This window comes from Sulfuricurvum sp. (assembly GCF_028713855.1).
Taxonomy (GTDB): Bacteria; Campylobacterota; Campylobacteria; order Campylobacterales; family Sulfurimonadaceae; genus Sulfuricurvum.
This window is the reverse complement of the sequence record NZ_JAQTNN010000004.1, coordinates 97,915-117,494: the sequence shown is the minus strand read 5'-3', so window position 1 is coordinate 117,494 and position 19,580 is coordinate 97,915. Positions and strand designations below refer to the sequence as shown.

At 43.4% G+C, this 19,580-nt stretch carries 20 protein-coding genes; 8 read left to right on the top strand and 12 right to left on the bottom strand.

Annotation, left to right across the window (positions count from 1 at the left end; all coding sequences use genetic code 11):
• Window positions 1–152: 152 nt before the first annotated feature.
• From PHI47_RS05360 to glmU, 8 genes are all read right to left on the bottom strand, one after another.
• The gene (locus tag PHI47_RS05360) at window positions 153–1,082 is read right to left on the bottom strand and encodes a hypothetical protein (protein ID WP_299934623.1); all 930 of its coding nucleotides are present in this window, start codon (window positions 1,080–1,082) and stop codon (window positions 153–155) included.
• Window positions 1,083–1,258: 176 nt separating this feature from the next.
• Entirely contained in the window at window positions 1,259–3,139 is a 1,881-nt protein-coding gene (gene htpG / locus PHI47_RS05355; RefSeq protein WP_299934620.1) for a molecular chaperone HtpG, read from the bottom strand.
• A 184-nt stretch (window positions 3,140–3,323) separates the two neighbouring features.
• The gene (truA, locus tag PHI47_RS05350; protein ID WP_299934617.1) at window positions 3,324–4,052 is read right to left on the bottom strand and encodes a tRNA pseudouridine(38-40) synthase TruA; all 729 of its coding nucleotides are present in this window, start codon (window positions 4,050–4,052) and stop codon (window positions 3,324–3,326) included.
• A complete protein-coding gene (locus PHI47_RS05345) occupies window positions 4,049–5,071 on the bottom strand; it encodes an LptF/LptG family permease (protein WP_299934614.1) in 1,023 nt (340 codons plus the stop codon). The genes truA and PHI47_RS05345 overlap by 4 nt, the downstream gene beginning before the upstream one ends.
• A complete protein-coding gene (locus PHI47_RS05340; RefSeq protein WP_299934612.1) occupies window positions 5,064–5,816 on the bottom strand; it encodes an A24 family peptidase in 753 nt (250 codons plus the stop codon). Before PHI47_RS05340 ends, PHI47_RS05345 begins: the two co-directional genes overlap by 8 nt.
• Complete coding sequence (locus PHI47_RS05335) at window positions 5,813–6,490, bottom strand: di-trans,poly-cis-decaprenylcistransferase (RefSeq protein WP_299934609.1); 678 nt, start codon at window positions 6,488–6,490, stop codon at window positions 5,813–5,815. The genes PHI47_RS05340 and PHI47_RS05335 overlap by 4 nt, the downstream gene beginning before the upstream one ends.
• Entirely contained in the window at window positions 6,487–7,755 is a 1,269-nt protein-coding gene (coaBC, locus tag PHI47_RS05330; protein WP_299934606.1) for a bifunctional phosphopantothenoylcysteine decarboxylase/phosphopantothenate--cysteine ligase CoaBC, read from the bottom strand. The genes PHI47_RS05335 and coaBC overlap by 4 nt, the downstream gene beginning before the upstream one ends.
• Window positions 7,755–9,059 (bottom strand): bifunctional UDP-N-acetylglucosamine diphosphorylase/glucosamine-1-phosphate N-acetyltransferase GlmU, encoded by a 1,305-nt coding sequence (gene glmU / locus PHI47_RS05325; RefSeq protein WP_299934603.1) that lies wholly within the window; start codon window positions 9,057–9,059, stop codon window positions 7,755–7,757. Before glmU ends, coaBC begins: the two co-directional genes overlap by 1 nt.
• Window positions 9,060–9,199: 140 nt before the next feature.
• Between glmU and fliP the strand changes: the two genes are divergently transcribed.
• Genes fliP through PHI47_RS05310 form a run of 3 tightly spaced genes read left to right on the top strand, consistent with a single transcriptional unit; the run spans window position 9,200 to window position 12,008 of the window.
• On the top strand, window positions 9,200–9,907 hold the full coding sequence (gene fliP / locus PHI47_RS05320; protein WP_299934832.1) for a flagellar type III secretion system pore protein FliP: 708 nt from the start codon (window positions 9,200–9,202) through the stop codon (window positions 9,905–9,907).
• Window positions 9,908–9,924: 17 nt separating this feature from the next.
• Window positions 9,925–11,040: a tRNA (uridine(54)-C5)-methyltransferase TrmA gene (gene trmA / locus PHI47_RS05315; RefSeq protein WP_299934600.1), complete on the top strand. Its 1,116-nt coding sequence runs from the start codon at window positions 9,925–9,927 to the stop codon at window positions 11,038–11,040.
• Complete coding sequence (locus PHI47_RS05310) at window positions 11,037–12,008, top strand: IMCp domain-containing protein (protein ID WP_299934597.1); 972 nt, start codon at window positions 11,037–11,039, stop codon at window positions 12,006–12,008. Before trmA ends, PHI47_RS05310 begins: the two co-directional genes overlap by 4 nt.
• A 3-nt stretch (window positions 12,009–12,011) precedes the next feature.
• Here PHI47_RS05310 and PHI47_RS05305 read toward each other — a convergent pair whose 3' ends face one another.
• Window positions 12,012–12,524, bottom strand: coding sequence for a rhodanese-like domain-containing protein (locus PHI47_RS05305; protein ID WP_299934595.1), 513 nt, complete (start codon window positions 12,522–12,524; stop codon window positions 12,012–12,014).
• A 105-nt stretch (window positions 12,525–12,629) separates the two neighbouring features.
• Here PHI47_RS05305 and PHI47_RS05300 point away from each other — a divergent pair, with 105 nt between their 5' ends.
• The 5 genes from PHI47_RS05300 to PHI47_RS05280 all read left to right on the top strand — a co-directional run bounded on the left by PHI47_RS05300 (window position 12,630) and on the right by PHI47_RS05280 (window position 17,188).
• Complete coding sequence (locus PHI47_RS05300) at window positions 12,630–14,528, top strand: ATP-binding protein (protein ID WP_299934593.1); 1,899 nt, start codon at window positions 12,630–12,632, stop codon at window positions 14,526–14,528.
• Window positions 14,529–15,851 carry a methyl-accepting chemotaxis protein gene (locus PHI47_RS05295; RefSeq protein ID WP_299934590.1) on the top strand — a complete coding sequence of 441 codons (1,323 nt, stop codon included), beginning with the start codon at window positions 14,529–14,531 and terminating at the stop codon, window positions 15,849–15,851. It begins immediately after the preceding gene.
• Window positions 15,851–16,219, top strand: coding sequence for a response regulator (locus PHI47_RS05290; RefSeq protein ID WP_299934587.1), 369 nt, complete (start codon window positions 15,851–15,853; stop codon window positions 16,217–16,219). The genes PHI47_RS05295 and PHI47_RS05290 overlap by 1 nt, the downstream gene beginning before the upstream one ends.
• A gap of 121 nt (window positions 16,220–16,340) precedes the next feature.
• On the top strand, window positions 16,341–16,784 hold the full coding sequence (locus PHI47_RS05285) for a DUF4395 domain-containing protein (RefSeq protein ID WP_299934584.1): 444 nt from the start codon (window positions 16,341–16,343) through the stop codon (window positions 16,782–16,784).
• Window positions 16,784–17,188 carry an Rrf2 family transcriptional regulator gene (locus tag PHI47_RS05280; RefSeq protein ID WP_299934581.1) on the top strand — a complete coding sequence of 135 codons (405 nt, stop codon included), beginning with the start codon at window positions 16,784–16,786 and terminating at the stop codon, window positions 17,186–17,188. Before PHI47_RS05285 ends, PHI47_RS05280 begins: the two co-directional genes overlap by 1 nt.
• A 12-nt stretch (window positions 17,189–17,200) precedes the next feature.
• Here the strand turns inward: PHI47_RS05280 and PHI47_RS05275 are convergent, their stop codons facing one another.
• Genes PHI47_RS05275 through recO form a run of 3 tightly spaced genes read right to left on the bottom strand, consistent with a single transcriptional unit; the run spans window position 17,201 to window position 19,574 of the window.
• A complete protein-coding gene (locus tag PHI47_RS05275) occupies window positions 17,201–18,646 on the bottom strand; it encodes a helicase HerA-like domain-containing protein (protein WP_299934578.1) in 1,446 nt (481 codons plus the stop codon).
• A gap of 9 nt (window positions 18,647–18,655) precedes the next feature.
• Window positions 18,656–18,901, bottom strand: a complete 246-nt coding sequence (locus PHI47_RS05270) for a hypothetical protein (protein WP_299934576.1) — start codon at window positions 18,899–18,901, stop codon at window positions 18,656–18,658.
• A gap of 55 nt (window positions 18,902–18,956) precedes the next feature.
• Window positions 18,957–19,574 carry a recombination protein RecO gene (recO, locus tag PHI47_RS05265; RefSeq protein WP_299934573.1) on the bottom strand — a complete coding sequence of 206 codons (618 nt, stop codon included), beginning with the start codon at window positions 19,572–19,574 and terminating at the stop codon, window positions 18,957–18,959.
• Between the last annotated feature and the right edge of the window lie 6 nt (window positions 19,575–19,580).

Here is a 19,580-nt window from a genome sequence, read left to right as displayed (position 1 = left end):
CTACTAATTCCTTAAGAATGTAGAGCTATGAAAACACTATTTATTGATGTAATATCTTAAGAAGAAAAGGTTCTCGTAAAGAGTAAAGTACAGAGAAGATTTGAAATGTGGGGTGAGGGAAGGGAAAAAAAGTAGCCTGTCTTCTTTTTTCATTAATCAGATTGAATAATATGTTCAATATTTTCAAGTTCATTAATTGTTATTATTTTTATCTTATTTTTTAGTTCAGAGTTAGTCTTATTCAAGAGATTTAAAGCCAATTGGGATGGCTCTTTATTACTAACAACAATAACTGGGCAACCGATACTTTGAACAAGTGGTATAAGTTTATATATTGTATTAGCTGAAACGATGTTATCAGAGAATTTCACTTCAACTGCAAATACTGGCTTTTTATTTTTCATTATAATGAAATCTACTCCAGTATTAATTGGCCCTTGACGAATAACTGATTCCACTCCATATAGTAATTCAAGTTTTTTCCCAACAAATTCTTCAAACTCAAATGCTTTTTTGATTTTGTCTTGAAAAATTTCATTTTGTTCAATTACGCGTTCTGTAACTTCTTCTTCTCTTTGTTTGCTTACCCTGGAGGCAAGACTATATGTAGCGAATAAAGAAGATATTATTCCTAATAGTGCTGAAAATAGTGAAAGCCAATTGAATTTTTTAGGTTCTTTTAGTTCATTTTGATCTTTGATAGGTTTAATTGTTGCTCGAATTGAATCTATTGTTTCAACCAGTTTTTTTCGTGATTCTAGGGTAATGAATTTATTTGATACAAAACTTTCTTGAACTTGTATAAGGAGTTCATCTACGCTATAAGGGTAATTTACATTATCTCTTAGTTCTTTACCTTTGATCAATGTTTCTATATCGTGAAGATCTATTTGCTGTTGATTATAGACAAGTTCTTGAATGGTGCCTATAAGCTCATTGTTTATTCCTTCTATACGCTTATGTTTTAAATCTTCTGAATATTGAGGAATATAATAGACAGAAAAATAAATCGTTAGTAGAATACCAATGAGTGAGAATAAATGCGATAAGTTGTTTTTGATCCATAAAAACATGTCTTTCATAACTATTTTGCCACTTTCTTAAAAAATAAAATATTTATAACAATTTTAACAAAAATTATTTAAAAACAGTAAAAAGCTTTAGTATAGGAGTAGAGCTAAATTTTTCTTCCCGCCTTCGCAGGAATAACGGGGAAAATGGGGATGGATTCCCGATCAAGTCGGGAATGATGGAGAGATTAGAGCGCTTTCGCCATAATGCGATTTAAACGTGCGATAAACCCTGCCGTATCCGCAAGGGTTTCACCCTCATAGAGTTTCGCTTGATCGAGCAACACATGCGCCGCATCATCGATGAGATTCATATCCGCTGAATCACTAAGTTTTTTGATCAACTCATGGTTCGGATTGATTTGGAGGATCGGTTTCGGAGCCGGGAAATCCCCACCCATATTTCCGAACTGTTTCATCATCTGCGCCATCATGTACCCTTGGTCTTCTTTATCGACTCTCAAGCATACCGCAGAGTCAGTGAGATCAAACGTCGTTTCGACTTTCGATACGTTCTCACCGAGAGCATTTTGGAGCTGACCAACGAATGATTCCATCCCTTTGGCTTTCTCTTCGTGCTCTTTTTTCTCCTCTTCGGACTCTTCGAGTTTCGCATCGGAAACATTGACGAATTTATACTCGTTGTACTCGGTTACCATCGGGAAGACGATCGTGTCGATCTCTTCGTTGAGCACCAATACATCGATCCCTTTTGATTTGAAACGCTCTAACGCCGGAGAGTTTTTGAGCATTTGAAGAGACATTTTTGCACTGATATAATAGATCTCTTTTTTCTCTGCATCTACACCCTCGACGAATTTGCTGAACATGACCGGCTCGGCAGAATTGAGGGTATTGAGTTTGAGAAGCTCTAGGATTTTTTCACGGTTGCCCATGTCGCTGTAGAGTCCCTCTTTGAGAACATTTCCGAACTCTTTGTAGAACGCATCGTATTTTTCTGCGTCGTTTTCAGAGACTTTTGCGAGTTCGCCGAGCACTTTTTTGACCGATGCGTTTTTGATTTTCGCCATAACGCGGTTGCTTTGGAGGATTTCACGGCTGACGTTCAATGGAAGGTCGGCAGAGTCGATTACCCCGCGTAGGAAACGGAGGTAGGTTGGCATAAGCTCTTTTTCATCGTCAGTGATGAAGACACGGTTGATGTAGAGTTTGATACCGCTTTGGTAATCGACGCGGTACAAGTCCATCGGCGCTTTTGCAGGGACGTAGAAGAGGGTAGTGTACTCTAATGTCCCCTCGGCTTTGTTGTGCATCCATAATAGCGGCTCGCTTGAATCGTGGGCGATACTCGAATAGAAATCTTTGTACTCTTCATCGGTGATGTCGCTTTTTGAGATTGTCCATAATGCATTCGCTTTGTTGACTTGGACGTTTTTGGTCTCGTTGTGACCTTTTTCTTCACCCTCGGCTGGGGCTACCCACTCCTCTTTGTCCATGAAGATCGGGAATGGGATATGGTTGGAGTATTTTTTGATTATGCTGTCGATGCGGTGCGTCTCTAGAAATTCGCTCTCATCGTCTTTTAGGTGCATGATGATGCTCGTACCGTGACTGTCGCGTTCTGCCGGCTCAAGGTCATATTCAGAACCTGCCATAGATGACCATTTGTAGGCTTGCTCTTCTCCGGCTTTACGTGAAATAACTTCCACTTTGTCTGCTACCATAAACGACGCATAGAAACCGACACCGAACTGACCGATAAGGTTGGAGTCTTTTTTCTGATCGCCGGATAGTTTTTCCAAGAACGCTTTGGTCCCCGATTTTGCGATGGTTCCGAGGTTTTCGACGAGATCGGCTTCGTTCATACCGATACCGCTGTCGGAAATCGTAAGGGTTTTCGCCTCTTTGTCGATGATGATGTCGATACGAGGAGCGAAATTTACCCCTTTGTAGGCATCGTCGGTGAGGACGAGCATGTTGAGTTTATCGAGTGCGTCGGAGCTGTTGGATACGAGCTCACGGACGAAGATTTCTTTGTTGGAGTACAAAGAGTGAATCATGAGATGTAAGATTTGTGAGACTTCAGTCTGGAACTGATGTTTTGCCATGTGACTATCCTTAAAGGTTAAAATTTGAGCTATGATTGTAACGAAATAGCATTAATAATGCAAGAGATATCAAGTAAGTTTAGTGTATTTGACTAAAGGTGTTCTCTGCCGTCATCCTCGGACTTGATCCGGGGATCCATCCCAAGGTAAGCTGGATTCCCGCCTTCGCGGGAATGACGGGAATTTAGTATTTAATATGTGTCAGATATAAACCATTATGCGGCGCGATATCCGTCGAGTACCGCTTAATGCAATTCAATTGCTCGATAAGCTGCTCTTTCGTCGCTTTCCCTGCTGAGATACGGAGTAAAAAACCGACCATCAGACGGATTTGGGAGCGTAAAAATCCATTCCCCTCGAACACGAGGACAAAATACCCTTTGTGAGAGTAGGCGTAGGCGCGATAGATCATACGGGTAAAGTGCTCCAAGTCGTTGCCGCTTTTTTTAAAGAATTCAAAACTATGAGCTCCCTCGAAACATTTGATCGCATCAGTAATGATCTCACGGTTGAGATTGGGGACGAAGGTGACGAAATTATCCTCGAAAGGGTTGGTAGTTCCCTCTTTGATGAGATAACGGTAAACCCGTTTTTTGGCACTGTAGCGGGCGTGGAATTCGCCCTCTACAAACTCGATGCGTAAAATCCGCAATGTGTTGGGGAGCTGGAGGTTGAGCATATCTTTGAGACGGGGGAGGTCATCCCAAAACAGCGGCAGGTCGATGTGCATCACCTGATGGGTGGCATGAACGCCGCGATCGGTTCGGCCTGAGCCTTTGGGTGCGGAGTTGATTTTGAGCCGTTTGAGGGCGATAAGGAGGGTTCCGATAACGGTTTCGTGCGTCGTGGGTTGTTGCTGTGAGCCTAGAAACGCCGAGCCGTTGTAGCTCATGGTGATTTTGGCACGATTCAAAATCGTTGTCCTACCAGACGTTTATAAAAACCGTACGTGATGAGGAGCCACAAAAGAGCAACTGCCCAGATCGTATGGAAGCCAAGCCATTTTTGGGTGAGTATGGCGGCGGAATAAAATCCGATGATGGAGAGGAAAAGCCATAGGTAAATCCACCGTTTTTGATGACGGGCATGAACGACTCCCAGAGCAATGACCAAAAAGACTGAGATAAGCGGGAAAAGGCTTAGTAGCGTGTTGGTGATAAGGCGTTGATCTTTACGCTCTCGCAAATCACTGTTGGTCCAGTAGTCGATAGCGTCAAGGTAAATAGTCTCTTCACTGCTCATCATGTCATTGATGTACGCGATTTTAAAAATCATTTTTTTCAGGGTTTCATCATCGTAGCTGTAACTTTCCCCTTCACGCAGACGGAGTTGTAATACCCCTTTGTTATTGAGCAATTCGGCACTTTTAGCGGTGATGAGAATCTCGTCTTTCATCTTTTTGTTGAACAATACTACATCACTGAACGCGCGGGTCTGTTCATCGCTTTTGTTGATGAAGAGCATCCAGTCTCCGAAACTGTGCCCGAATTCGGAAGCGGTAAGGTTGAATTTGGCTTCGGCTCTTTTGTGATCGACGAAATTGGCTGAGATGATTTTGATATACGGGGTAACGAGTAAAAAATCGATCAGTAGAAGCAGCGTGAGCAGCAGTGCCGGAACGGCTAATACTCGGGCGATAAACGAGGGTGAAATACCCAGCGAAAAGACGACGACCATTTCGTTGTCATTCGAGAGGCGATAGAGGGTCAATGCGGCTCCGACGACAAATGCGATCGGCAGGGTATAAAACAACAGCTCCGGCAATACAAAGAGATAGAGCTTAGCCATTTCCAAGATACTGAGCTGAATGACCGCCGTGTAGGTAGCGAGTTTGATCATAAAAATGACCGAGGCTATCGCAAAAAGGGGCAAAAAAATCGAGAAAAAGAGAATCGATAAGTTTGATAAAATATAGTGGCGTAATTTATCCATACAACCCCGCCAAATATGCGCTTACATAGGTATCAAACATCAGTACGATCCAGCATCCCATTGCCAAAAAGGGGATGAACGGAAGCTGTTTGGAATCTTCGCTCTCTCCTTGGGTCAGTAATAAGGCCGGAAGGGCGATCACTGCACCTACGAAAATCGCAACGAGTCCCAATTTTACCCCGAGTAATGCTCCCATCGTCGCGGCAATCATAATATCGGCTTCGCCCATCGCCTCTTTTTTAATGGCGTAGGAGAGGTAAAAACGAAGGAGGGTAAATCCTCCGGCAAACAAAAGGGCATTGGTGAAATTATAACCGAGCTGTCCGAGGGAGGTTGCACTGATCATGGCAACCGTCAATGCGGCGAGATTGATACTGTCAGGAACCATTTTGTAGCGGTAATCGATCACTGATAGGGCGAGCAAGAGATCAAACGTCAATGCAACGCCGAATCCTTGAACCGAAACCCCCAGTTTTATAGCACTAAAGACAAAGATAAGACCGCTGAGTGCTTCAATAAATGGGTACTGAACGGAGATTTTTTCACCGCAAAACGCACATTTTCCGCGTAAAAAGAGCCATGAGAGGATAGGGATGTTGTGCCATGCACGCAGCGGGGTATTACAGCTCATACAGTGTGAAGCAGGGAACGAGACACTCTCATCACGCGGGGTACGGAGGATGAGGACATTGAGAAACGAGCCGATGGCCGCCCCAATGATAAAGACAAAAAACAGTTCGCTCAATTTAATCCTCCGAATCGTCTCTCGACGGTTTTGAATTTTTTGATAATCGTTTCGAGTTCATCGGCGGTAAATTCGGGCCACAGCGTGTCGGTAAAGAAAAGTTCCGCATACGCAGCCTGCCAGAGGAGAAAATTCGACAGCCGATGATCGCCGCCGGTACGGATGAGCAAATCGATATCATGGGTACAATCGAGTGCATTGCTGAGAGATTCTTCCGTAATGGATTCTTCATTGCGCAGGGCATTTATGGCTCGGACAATTTCATCACGGCTTCCATAGTTTAATGCCAGACTTTGTACCAATCCGTTGCAGTTTGCCGTCGCATTTTGAACATCATTGATTATCTTGCGAAGCGATTTGGAAAAGAGGCTAAGATCACCGATCGGTTCGAATCGGATGTTTCCCTCCAGATAGGTTGAACATTCGCTTTTGAGGTAGCGTTCTAGGAGTTTCATCAGAAATTCCACTTCGATTTTCGGACGCTTCCAATTCTCGGTACTGAAAGCGTAGAGGCTTAGACGATCGATGTCGCTGTGGCGTGCACAGTAGGTGGTGATGGCGCGTACTGTTTCGGCTCCGCGCTCATGACCGTAGGTGCGACTTTTCCCCTGTGCGGTAGCCCATCGGCCGTTTCCGTCCATAATAATCGCGATGTGACGCGGTTGATTGCTCATAAAGATTCGGCCTGCTCTAAGATACGCAAAGAAACGGTGAGTTTATCGTTTTTCGGGAGATTCACTGTTTCATTTCGCGTAATAAAATCGATAGCGTTGGAATCTCCGCCGAACGGGTTGCTCTCGTCAATAACGTTCAGACATACCGCATCGACCCCTTTGCGTTCCAAAAGAGTGCGGGCATTTGCCGATGCAACGGAAGGATCGGTTTCGGCTTTGAAAGCGACGGTTTTGATCCCCTCTTTATTGCATGCACTCAATAAATCGATATTTTGTTTCATCGGAATGTTCCAGTCTTCCCCAAGCATCTCTTTTTTCAGCTTACCGTTTTGAGGATGGAGCGGGAGATAGTCGCTGACCGCCGCCGCCATAAATAAAAACGGCTCTTTTCGGATCAAAGCAATCGGCTCATCGTGGATGAGGGAAGGTTTGGAAAGTTTCCCTTTTTTAGCGATACGGATCGAGTCGGTGAGGTATTCATTCATCTCTTGGGAACTTTCCACATCGATAGTATGAATCCCCTGTGGCAAATCGTTTTCAAAACGGGTTGCGATCAGGTTGACATCCGCGCCGCGTAAAAAGAGTGCGGTAGCAAGCGCGGAGGCCATTTTGCCGCTGGAACGATTACTGATCGTTCGGACGTCATCGAGTTTCTCGATGGTGCCTCCACCTGTGACGATAACACGGCGGTCAGACCAAAAATCGTTTTTGAGCAAAATTTTAGCGCTCTGCCAAAAAATTTCTTGCGGTTCTGCCATTGCACCTTCCCCGACCACTTGACAGGCCAGTTCTTTGGTTTGGGGAGCGATGATTTCGTAATTCGCGATGGCAAGCATTTTTTGGGAGGCTTGGATCATCGGGTTTTGGATCATATTGGTGTTCGCTGATGGGGCGATGAGTTTGATCCCTGAAAACGCCAAGGCACATTGGGTGAGGATCGTATCAGCGATCCCGTTGGCAAGTTTGGCAATCGTGTTTGCGGTAGCGGGGGCGATAACCATCACATCCGCCCACTGCGAAATCTTGATATGGTTAAAATCGTCCGCCCAGGATTCGTTGGTGTCATCGAGGACACGGTTGCGGCTGAGGGCTTCGAATGAGAGAGGTGCGATGAACTTTTTGGCGGCAGGGGACATAACAACCCGTACCTCAGCTCCGGCTTTGATATAGAAACGGAGTAATTCGAGCGATTTATACGCCGCAATCGACCCGGTAACACCGAGGAGGATTTTTTTTCCTGCGAGCAGATTAGAGGGGATAATCATTAGTTCCCTTTGCCGAAGAATCGGGAGAAAAAGCCGGGAATCTTTTTGATCGTGGTTCGGCTTAGGATGAGGATATCGCTTTCGTATTTTCCTGCGGTTACTGTGGTCCCTGCAGCAATCATAACGTTATCGGCGATCTCTACGGGTGCAACGAGTTGAGTATCGCTTCCGACGAAGACGTTTTTGCCGATAATGGTTTGGTATTTTTTGATCCCGTCGTAGTTGCAGGTGATGGTTCCCGCACCGATATTGCTCCCCTCATCGATAGTGGCGTCGCCGAGATAGCTCAAGTGTCCCGCTTTAACGCCGGTAAGGGTTGATTTTTTCACTTCGACGAAGTTGCCGATATGAGTCCCTTCTAAGACACTCAGTGGGCGCAAGTGGGCGATAGGACCTACGTCAGAGTTGCGGACGACACTCTCTTCGATGACACTGTGGGCTTTGATATGAGAATGAGAGATAAGGGTGTTTCCGCAGAGGCGTACACCGTTTTCAACAATACATTCTCCTTCAAACTGAACCCCTTCTTCGATATAGATCGTGTGGGGAAGCTGCATGATGACTCCGGCATCCATCCATGTACGGCGGATGCGATCCATCATAATTATCTCGGATTGAGCGAGATCGTTTTTGGAGTTGACCCCTTTGAATTCTATCTCTTCGACATACAACGGTGCGATACTTAGCGCGTCGGCACGTGCCATCTCGATTACATCGGTAAGATAGTACTCCCCTTGGGCATTAGCATTGGAAAGGCGCGGGATGTAGGTTTGCAAAACATGGTGTTTGAACGCATAAACTCCGGCATTGACGGTATTGATCGCTTTTTCTTCCTCAGAAGCGTCTTTTTCTTCGACGATACGCAGAACTTGGCCGTTTTCGATTACGACACGACCGTAGCCGCTTGGGTTGTCGAGGGGGATGACCGACATGACGATGTCAGCAGGATTGGCGAGGAATTTTTCAATCGAGGAGCGTTCTATCAGAGGCATATCCCCGTTGAGTACGAGCACGTCATCGTATTTAGGCTGTACGCCCATCATCGCACCGCCGGTACCGGGGAAGTTTTCGGCATCTTGAGTGACAAATGTCAGTCCTGTATAATATTTTTCCATTGCAGCAATCACAGCATCTTTTTGGTGAGCGACGACGACGATGACATCATCAGTGATCTCTCGTGCCGCTTTAATACTGTAGTAAAGCATCTCGCGACCGCATATTTCATGAAGTACTTTCGCTTTGGGCGATTTCATCCGGCTCCCTTTCCCGGCAGCTAAAATAACGATAGAAAGAGAGTTTGACATGGAGGCTCCTGAGATTTATTGGTGCAATTTTATCAGAATTTAATCAAGATACACACTTAGATTGTGGTATTATCGCCTCTTTAAAACTATCTATTTTATGTATGGAGCCTGATTTGGGTCGTTTAGTCTTTTTACTCTTCATGGTCCCCTTTGCCCTTTGGGCTGCCGATCCGCAGGTTCCGGCGATGAATTTCAATCTTACCGCACCCGAATCTCCTCAAGAAGTTGTGAGTTCTCTAAACGTTTTATTGGTACTAACCGTACTTTTTTTAGCTCCGAGTTTGGTATTGGTCATGACAACTTTTACCCGTTTTGTCATCGTATTTGGTTTTTTACGTCAGGCTTTAGGGACACAGCAGGTTCCGCCGACGCAGTTACTTGTTATGCTGGCACTGATTTTGACGGTTTTTGTCATGGAACCGGTTGCGACGAAAGCGTATGATGAGGGGATAAAACCTTACAGTGAAAATAAGATCAGCTACGATGAAGCATTTGATAAAACAACCGATCCGTTCAAAAATTTTATGGTGCGCAATACCCGTGAGAAAGATTTGGCGCTCTTTTTACGGATTCGCCATATGCAAAACCCTCAATCGATCAAAGAAGTTCCGCTTACTATCGTGATCCCTGCATTCGTTATCAGTGAACTCAAAACGGCTTTTGAAATCGGATTTTTGCTCTTCTTACCGTTTCTCGTCATCGATATGGTTGTCGCTTCGATCCTGATGTCAATGGGGATGATGATGCTTCCGCCTGTAATGATTTCGATGCCGTTTAAAATACTCGTTTTTGTCATGGTAGACGGGTGGAATCTGCTGATCGGAAATCTGATTGCCAGTGTTAAATAGAGAAAAAGGCTCATTACGTGCAATGTGAATATTTCGGTGTATGCGGGAGCTGCCGCGATTATGAGGCAGGGTATGAAGGACAGTTGAATCACAAAGTTTCAGCAGTACGGGAATCCTTTCTCTCCCTCTATCAGGGTGATATCACTATTTGCCGATCACCCTCGGCACAGTATCGTTCCCGCGCGGAATTTAAAATCTATCATGATGAGAATGGAATGTCTTACGCCATGAGCCGACTTGATCGGCAAGGGGCTTTGAAAATTAATCATTGTTCTATCGTTTCTGTATTTATTGCCGCTGTTATGGAAAAGCTTCTTATCGAAATCGCTGATTTAGGGATTGCACATAAGCTGTTCGGTGTCGATTTCTTGACCTCCGGTGAGGGTGAAGTTGCGGTTAGTATGCTGTATCATCGTCCATTGGATGAAGAGTGGAAACATAAAGCTCATGAGATCGAAAAGCGATTAGGAGTCTACATCATCGGGCGCAGTCGTAAACAAAAACTGATCCTTTCCCAAGATTATGTCACCGAAAAACTTCAGATCAATACTCGTGAATATCGCTACATCCATATCGAAAACAGTTTTACGCAACCAAATCCAAGAGTGAACGAGCAGATGATTGAATGGTCACTTTCTCAGTTGGACGGTATCGGCGGCGATCTGCTTGAGCTTTATTGCGGTGCAGGAAATTTTACGATTCCTTTTGCAACCAAATTTGATCGTGTATTAGCCACAGAGATTTCCAAAGCTTCCATTCATGCCGCTAAACAAAATATGGAACTTAACGGTGTAGAGAATATTCAATTCGTCCGCCTCAGTGCCGAAGAGTTTACGCAAGCGCTCGATGGCGCACGTGAATTTCGTCGTTTAGAAGGGCTCAAAGTAAGCGATTACCATCTTAAAACTCTTTTCGTTGATCCTCCGCGTGCAGGTTTGGGAGAAGAACCGTGTACGTTTGCGGCACGGTTTGATCATTTGCTTTATATCTCATGCAACCCCGAAACACTGCTGCGCGATTTGGAGATTTTGACACAAACTCATACGATTGTCGCAATGGCGGCATTTGATCAATTCCCTTACACTCATCATTTGGAGATGGGGGTAAAACTGACTCGGAAGGGTTTGAGTTGAAAATAATCCTCCTTTCATTGTGTACTGCTGTATGTTTGAACGCAGTGACGAACGAGTCGCAAGCGATACTCGGAGATGTGGCTAAACTTCGTCAGAAATACGAAGAATGTCGAGCAGGGCAGTGTGTGGTGCAGGGGATTGAACCCAAAGTTCTGGCTGAATGCATCGCAAAAAACAAAGCACTGAGTCAGGAAATAGCGCAAAAAAGCGGTGTTATCAAGAGTCTGGAACAAACGCTCATAGCACGCGACCAAAAGCTGCGTGAAACGCTCACTCGGTATAATGCCCTTAACGAACAGGCAAATACGGCAAAGGTGAGCCGAATCGAGCGACAAAATCTGACGGCTTCTCTTGTGAAAGCAAAAGAGGAAAACGAGCGTTTGCTCAAAGAACTCAAAAAAAGCGCTCCTGCACAATCGGCGGTGCAAGAGAAGATAGTTTATAAAGACCGCCCTGTTGTTCAAGAGAAAGTGATTGAAAAAGTAGTTTATAAAGATCGACCGGTTATTCAGGAAAAAGTGGTTGAAAAAGTAGTTTACCAAGACCGGGCGGTTGTCAAAGAGAAAGTAGTCTATAAGGATCGTCCGGTTGAAAAAGTAGTCTATAAAGATCGACCGGTTATTCAAGAAAAGATCGTGACGAAAATCATAAAGACCCCTGCACTTCCTGAGAAAGTATCAAAAGTAGTTCATACTCCTGAAGCAAAAGCTCCGATTACAGCTTCTATCACCCCAGTAGCAAAAAAAATCGGATTTTCCTCTGCCTATCGTATGGCTTCCAATGCTCCGATCTACAATGCTCCAAACGGTTCTCAAGTCGATACATGGGAAGAACGTCGGTCATTTACGGCAGGAAATCCGTCAAGCGGATGGGTTCATATTACGGGGTATTTTGTCAATCGTGTGTGGACGGCTGCGAGAGAAGATGAAAATCTATGGGTAAAAGAGAGTGATGTTATCCGCAGATAGGTATTAATACCCATCAAACGGCAATTTTGCTTCTTTCCATCCGAACATAAACCCGTTTTCAAGATTGTAGGATTTGATCCCTTCTTTGGCCAGGAGATTAGCGGCTGCTTTGGAACGCGGACCGCTGCGGCATACGAGAATGACTGCATCAACATGACGCATTTTCATCGCACTCATGACATCGGTGACGAAGTTTTTGTTAAATACCTCTTTGGCATCGTAGAGCTTTTGAATATCGATATGGCCTTTTGGTTTATCGGTTTTAAGTTCAAACTCGGAACTTTTTACCCGCTCTTCGATGGATTTTGGAATATAGGTCCACTCATAGGCGGGAATATTGATAAATCCTTCACCGTGGCCCGTATAGATATATTCGAGCGTCGTACGGACATCCACGATGATCGCTTCCCCTTTTTTTTGCATTTCATGTGCTTCGGTAGCGGTGAGATCACCTTCATATACATCATCAGCCCAAAGTGCAGCGCACGCAAGCAAAATGAGCAGTAATTTTTTCATACATAAACTCCTGATCGCTAATTAATATCACAATTATATCTAAAAGTGAATTAACACTTAGATGAATAAAAACAAGGTATTATTTGAAAAAAGCAATGTGAGACTATGGTTGAAGTTATAAAAATCGTTTATGTAACCGATTGGACGATCGGAGATTATAATCTAGCGGATCAAGATCCATTTTTTAATGTCTTAAAAGGATTCAATGCAGATCTGAGTATTCGTAACGACTTACCGGAACTATTTGATGAAATTGATCTTTTGATTCTTCATCCGATGCAGATGGATAGTACTATTTTTGAGACCATTAGCCGCAGCAAGAATCAAAACCCTGCCATTAAAACCGTCGTCATTTCGAGTGCACACGGCAGTGATCTTTTTTTACAAGCAATTGATGTCGGTGTTGATAAATATCTCCTCAAACCTTTGTTGCCCAGTGCGGTTCAAAAAGTAGTTGAACGCCTTATGTCTCAATCGATTGAAGCCAAACAGGCGCAAAAAGCATACCGACAAATCAATATGATGTTCGGATCGATTTCTAAAACGGCTTTGGTGATTCGAATTGCCCATAATGGGATGATTACAGAAGTGAACTCGTTACTAAGCTCCCTGATCGGTTTGGCTCCCGAAGAGATGATAGGACATTATTGGCTGCGATTTGTCGAGCAGCGATTTTGGATTTATCTTAGAACATTGGTTCGGGCTCGTTTGCAATCCGGAGAAATTTATCGTGGAATCATTGAAATTATCGGCCCTAAAAAGCAAATGATCACTGTCGACTCCACAATTTATGCGGTACTTGATAGTCGAGGCAATATCGAAGAAATTGTTTTTATCGGACATGATGTCAGTGAGATGAAGCGAGCTATTTTAGAGAGTATGAAACAACTGATCGATTATGATACCTCTTTGGCGGTTTTATTTGATCATCGATACGAAGCGATCATGGTAAATCGCAAATTTTTGGATGCTAATGGATATGATAATTTTGAGGCGCTGAAGGAGAGCTGTGATTTATGGTCATGGATGGTAGAAACGCAGCAGGGATTACAACCCCTTTTATCCGATAAGTATTCCCAAAAAGACGGGCTTGAATTTATCGTCAAAGAGATGAAAAAAGGGCATATTAACGGACGTATTATTTCTATCGATTTGAACAATACTAAAGCATATTATACGGTTCATATGAGTTCAATGATAAACCCTTTGATCCAAAATGAACAATATCATATTCTTTATTTCGTTGACGTGAGTGATTTTGAGCGCCTTAAAGAAGAAAAAATAAACGATGCGAAGCTGATAAGTGTAGGGCGTTTGGCTGCTGCAATCACGCATGAAATCAATACTCCTATAACCTATATCAAAGGGAACCTTGAACTGCTCAAATGGGAGTGCGATGGAAAAATTGAACAATTAGAGCATTATTTCAAACCGATCGACGAGGGGATTGAACGGATTGAATTTATTGTAGGTTCGATGTACGAATTTGCCGGTACAGGGAAAGAAGTGATGGATGTATGCAGTGTAGATATGACACTGATTTACGGACTGCGAATTGTTATGAACCGTGCAAAACAGATTGTCCCTATCCGATTAAACGGCCAAGTGTTTACACATAGGACTAAATATAATCCAAAAAGCTGTATGACTATGGGGATATCGACACGGTTGGAACAAGTGTGGATTATCATTCTTAATAACGCATTGGATGAATTTGAAAAAGGTATAATGCCTTATGAGCAGCGTCGGCTTGATGTTTGGCTGAAATGTGATAATGATGATGTTACAATAACCATCAGTGATAATGCCGGAGGGATACCAAAAGGGATGTTGGATACTTTGTTTGATTTTGCGGTCGGCGGCGAGAAAAAGAAAAGTATGGGAATCGGACTTAATGTGGCAAAAGCGATCATAGACAAGCATGGCGGCAGTATCCATGTCAATAATGATGAGCAGGGTGCTGTATTTGAAATCAGATTAAAAGTATATAAGGAGAATAAATAGATGTTTTTTGGGGCAGAAGCAAGAAAGCATAAAGAGACGGCTGATTTACTCAGAGTGGAACGTGATATATTAGCCGCTGAACTGGCCCTTTATAAAGAGATTGCCGCTATCAGTGATAAAGAGGCCGTAATTGTATTGAATGAGAATAATGAGGCCGTTTTTTTTAATACCCGTGCTGAGGCAATCAGAGATAAAGATATAGTAGTACGGGAGTTAATCAAAGGATTGGATGAGATAAACGTCGGGGAATGTGAAGCTTCGGTTGTCCAAAAAAATTTGAGTAACGGTGCAAAAGGGTTTGTCTTGGTAAAATCAACCGTTGTCGGCGGTGGAGAAGGCGGATTGCTTGAAATGCACCAAAAAAGTATTCGCGGCTCTTTATACGCTACCCAGAAAGTATTCACCGAAATTCTTGAAAAACTCAAAGAATTGGTAGTGCAATCTCGAGAAACTGCACAAGGATCTGATGAAGGGCTAAAAATTGCCAATCATGTGGATGATCATATGAATCGTCTAGCTGAGTTGATGGAGGGGACCGTGTCAACGACATCCAATCTTGTATCGCGTTCCAATGAAGTTTCGAATGTGGTAGCATTGATCAAAGATATTGCAGATCAGACCAACTTGCTCGCATTGAATGCTGCCATCGAAGCGGCTCGCGCCGGAGAACACGGACGCGGATTCGCAGTAGTAGCGGATGAGGTGCGTAAACTTGCGGAACGGACTCAGAAGGCGACCAAAGAGATTGAGATCGTGATCCAATCAATGCAGCAAGATACCAATGAGATCGAAAACGATACGGAACAATTGTCAGAAATTGTATCTTTCACTAAAAACGAAGTCTCTCAGATGAGCGGTAAAATGTCTGTCTTTCAACGAAATGCTTCACGCAGCGTGTATGAAATTATGGATATCAGTAACTATATTTTCAGTAATTTAGCAAAAATCGATCACGTTATCTATAAAAATAATGTTTATGCCTTTTTATTCGGACAAGAGAGTGATTTTAAAGCAGTTGATCATCATAATTGCCGTTTGGGCAAATGGTATGACACGGGTGTCGGAAAAGAGGAATTTGGAAAGCTCAAATCATACAGCCGTCTTGAAACCCCGCATGCTATCGTTCATACACAAGCGAATGCCCTGATAGCTGATTGCGGTGATGGTAAAATGCTCTGTTCCCGTCATCAAATTGAACAGCGAATCAAGGCGATTGAAGAGGCGAGTCAGGAGGTATTTGGAGCGCTCGATCAATTGGTAGCCGAAAAAACGGATAACCTCATGGGGACTGCTATTGAAGATCTATTTAAGGGAGAAAAATAATGCATATCATGATTATTGACGATGAAGCACCGATAGGGACGATGTTGGAAAAAGCATTGACGCGCTCAGGGGATATCAAAGTGACTTTCTTTGACAACCCCCTAAAGGCGCTTGAGCGATTTCGTAAAGGCGAATACGATGGTGTCTTACTGGATATTATGATGCCGCAAAAAGATGGTCTACGTGTTTTAGAAGCGATAAAAGCCAAAGATCCGGAGTGTGTCGTTATTATGATGACGGCTTATTCAACGCTTGATAAGGTACTAAGCAGCCATAAAATAGGGGCAGATCATTATCTTCTAAAACCTTTTGATTCTCTTGCAAATGTTGAAAAAAAAGTGCGTGAATTGGTAAAAAAACGTTCATAAAACGAAAGGGGAACTATCCCCTTTTTTTTTGTCTTAAAATTTTATACCCTAGTAAACTAATATGGATACTTGACAATAAAAAAAAGCTATATTAATATTGTGAAAAATTTAGGAGAAAACAATGGCTCAACAATGCCCTTTAATCTTTCGACAAGTTGATGCTACGGTTACAAGAATTAATACTTTATTTGTAATTCTAGGCATTATTGTATTTTTAGTGACGCAGAGTTCGATTGTATTGATCGTACTGATTGTAGATTTTGTTCTTCGATTGTATGGCTATAAACATTTAAGTCCAGTCAATATCAGTTCACTGTTTATTCAGAAAAAACTTTCCCTTCCGGTTAAAATGGAAGATGCCGGGGCTAAACGACTTGCAGCATTTTTCGGGACGGGATTTAGTATTGCTTTATTGATTTGTTCATGGATCGGTGCTGATTTAGCTATAGCGTTTATCTCCGGAATATTTCTATTTTGTGCGGCACTAGAACTGTTTTTCGGATATTGTATTGCGTGTAAAATATATTACATTGCTAAAAAACTCTATCCGAATGAGCTTGAGTAATGGCGGCACTTTCGTCCAAAGCAATTTACGGTCTTGCTGCAATGCACGTACTCTCTCATGCTCCGCACGGTAGAGCGATGCAGGTACGCGAGATTGCAGCAATGACACAGATATCACACGGCTATCTCGAACAACTCCTCTCAATTTTACGTCGTAACAACCTGGTAAGCAGCATCCGAGGAGCATCAGGGGGATATAAACTCTCCCGAGCGAGTCATGAAATCGAAGTGATTGAGATTGTCGAAGCGCTGGAAGGGCCATTTTATAAGGTAGAGGGGAATGTCGGTTCAAGTTTGATTCTGGAGTATTTTTGGAGAGATATAGAAGATAAGATGAGAGCACTTTTCGGGATGAAACTTTCCGAACTCGATCAATCGTATCAGCCCCATTATTATGAGATATAGAGGTAAAAGCCTCTATTTTTTAAAGATACTCCCTAATATTCCGCGAATAATTGCACGTCCAAGTTGAGAACCGATGGCTCGGGCAGCTGATTTCGCCAATGCTTCGGCAGCACTTTCACGGCCACGTCCCGAATTTTGCTCTTCTTTAACTTCTTCTTTGATTTGCTCCTCTTGTGTTGCTTGTTCTTTTAGACGCTTTGTTAGATCTTCATACGCTGATTCAGAATCAATCGTCTGAGTGTACGTATCTCCCACAATCGAGGTACTCATAAGCAATGTACGCTCTTCCGCACTGATCGGCCCGATATGCGATAACGGAGGGATAATGAGGGCACGTTGTGTAATACCTGGGGTCCCTTTTTCATCAAGAAAGGATACTAACGCTTCTCCAACACCGAGTTCCATCAATGCCGTATTCTCATCCAATGTTTCATTATCCCGCATCGTCTCAGCCGCTGCACGGACAGCCTGTTGGTCTTTTGGAGTAAAGGCACGCAGTGCATGGGAAATCCGATTACCCAATTGCGCTGCAATTTTTTCGGGAATATCGTTGGGGTGCTGGGTGATGAAATAAATTCCTACCCCTTTTGAGCGGATGAGACGAACGACTTGTTCAATTTTTTCGATTAGAACGTCAGGGGCATCATTAAACAGCAAATGGGCTTCATCGAAAAAGAAGAGGAGTTTTGGTGCTTTACTGTCACCTGCTTCAGGAAGCGTTTCAAAAAGTTCTGAGAGTATCCAGAGTAACAATGAGGCATAGAGCTTAGGGGTATTCATCAGCTTGGTGGCATCGAGGAGATTAACAACTCCTTTGCCGTCGACACTTTGGATAAGATCGTGGATATTGAGCATCGGTTCACCGAAAAGCTTTTCCGCACCTTGAGATTCGAGGGAAAGGAGAGCACGTTGAATTGCACCGATGGATGCCGTAGAGACATTTCCGTAACTTAAGCTCAGTTCTTTGGCACGTTCACCGACATTTTGAACCATTGCACGGAGATCTTTCAAATCCAGCAGTGCTAATCCCTCATCATCAGCTACTTTGAATACAAGATTTAGAACACCCCCTTGAGTCTCATTCAACCCCATAAGACGAGAGAGGAGCAACGGTCCCATATCGCTGACGGTAGCACGTACAGGATGCCCGTTCTCACCCCAAACATCCCAAAACGTAACGGGGCAATTTGTATAAGCTGCTTCAAGCCCCATCAACTCAAGGCGTTGAGCTACTTTTTCATTATTTCCGCCGACTGAACCGATACCGCTCAGATCTCCTTTAATATCACTGACGACACAAGGAACGCCGATCGATGAAAAAGATTCGATCAGTTTTTGAAGGGTAATGGTTTTTCCGGTTCCGGTGGCTCCGGTTATAAGACCGTGGCGATTTGCCATAGAGGGGAGGAGGGTTAAAAAATGATCAGCGGATTTGGCAATGGCTTGCGGAGTGGACATAGGGTTCCTTTACTTTCTATGATTACGTTGTGCTTCAATCAGACGGCGGTTTTGCATCATAATCAATTCGATTTCCTGAGCATTTTTATTGGGGTACAACTGCTCTTGATGCAGCGTATGTTTGGCATGAACCTCATTGTAAAATTCTTCGAGGGTAGACCCTTTTGTTTTTGTACGGATATATGTGTAGGGAGATAATTTAGGTTTTGGAGTGTATTTTGCCAATATGGCTTCGCGGATTTTATGGTTGCGCATAATTGTCTCATTCGGTAGTAATTTTCAACTGCATAATTATAAGCAAAATGTGTGCCTAGAATCCTTCGTTGACGACGTACCACAAGCGATCAATTTCCTGATCGTTCAAGAAAAGGGTTGAAGCGTGTGTATAAAGCCATTCAAGTCCTTTCGAATTAATGGAGAGCGTATGGGAACAATTTTTATGTGCCGGTAAAAAAGCCCGTATCAACGAAATATCATCTTCGATTGGAAGATCGCAAAAAAAGCAATTGAGCTCTTTATGTAAACGTCCTTCATAGTCCAATAAACGAACATACGATTCAATGGCGACGCGTTTTGGATTTTGATCTCTCCATCGTAACGAGGCATCATTCAAAAGTGAGAAATAAAAATCTCCGATCCCCTCAGAGTCTTTCAGATGCGGGTGAAAAAGTGTAATAAACTGCTGCCACAAACGAATCCGTTCATATTGCCCCATCCATGGAAATCCCAGATGAATCACGTCTCGTAATCGTCCGATGGAAGATTTCATGGAATGTTCCGCTTCAAAGTCGATTTTGAATCCCATATTGATAGGGCTGTGGCGTGCTCCGTAGAAGCGATAAAGAGTCTGTAAGTTTTCCTCGGCTATGATAGTAACAATCATATCTTCTTCGCGCACTCGAGTGAGTTTGATAATGAATCCCTGCATGCTTTT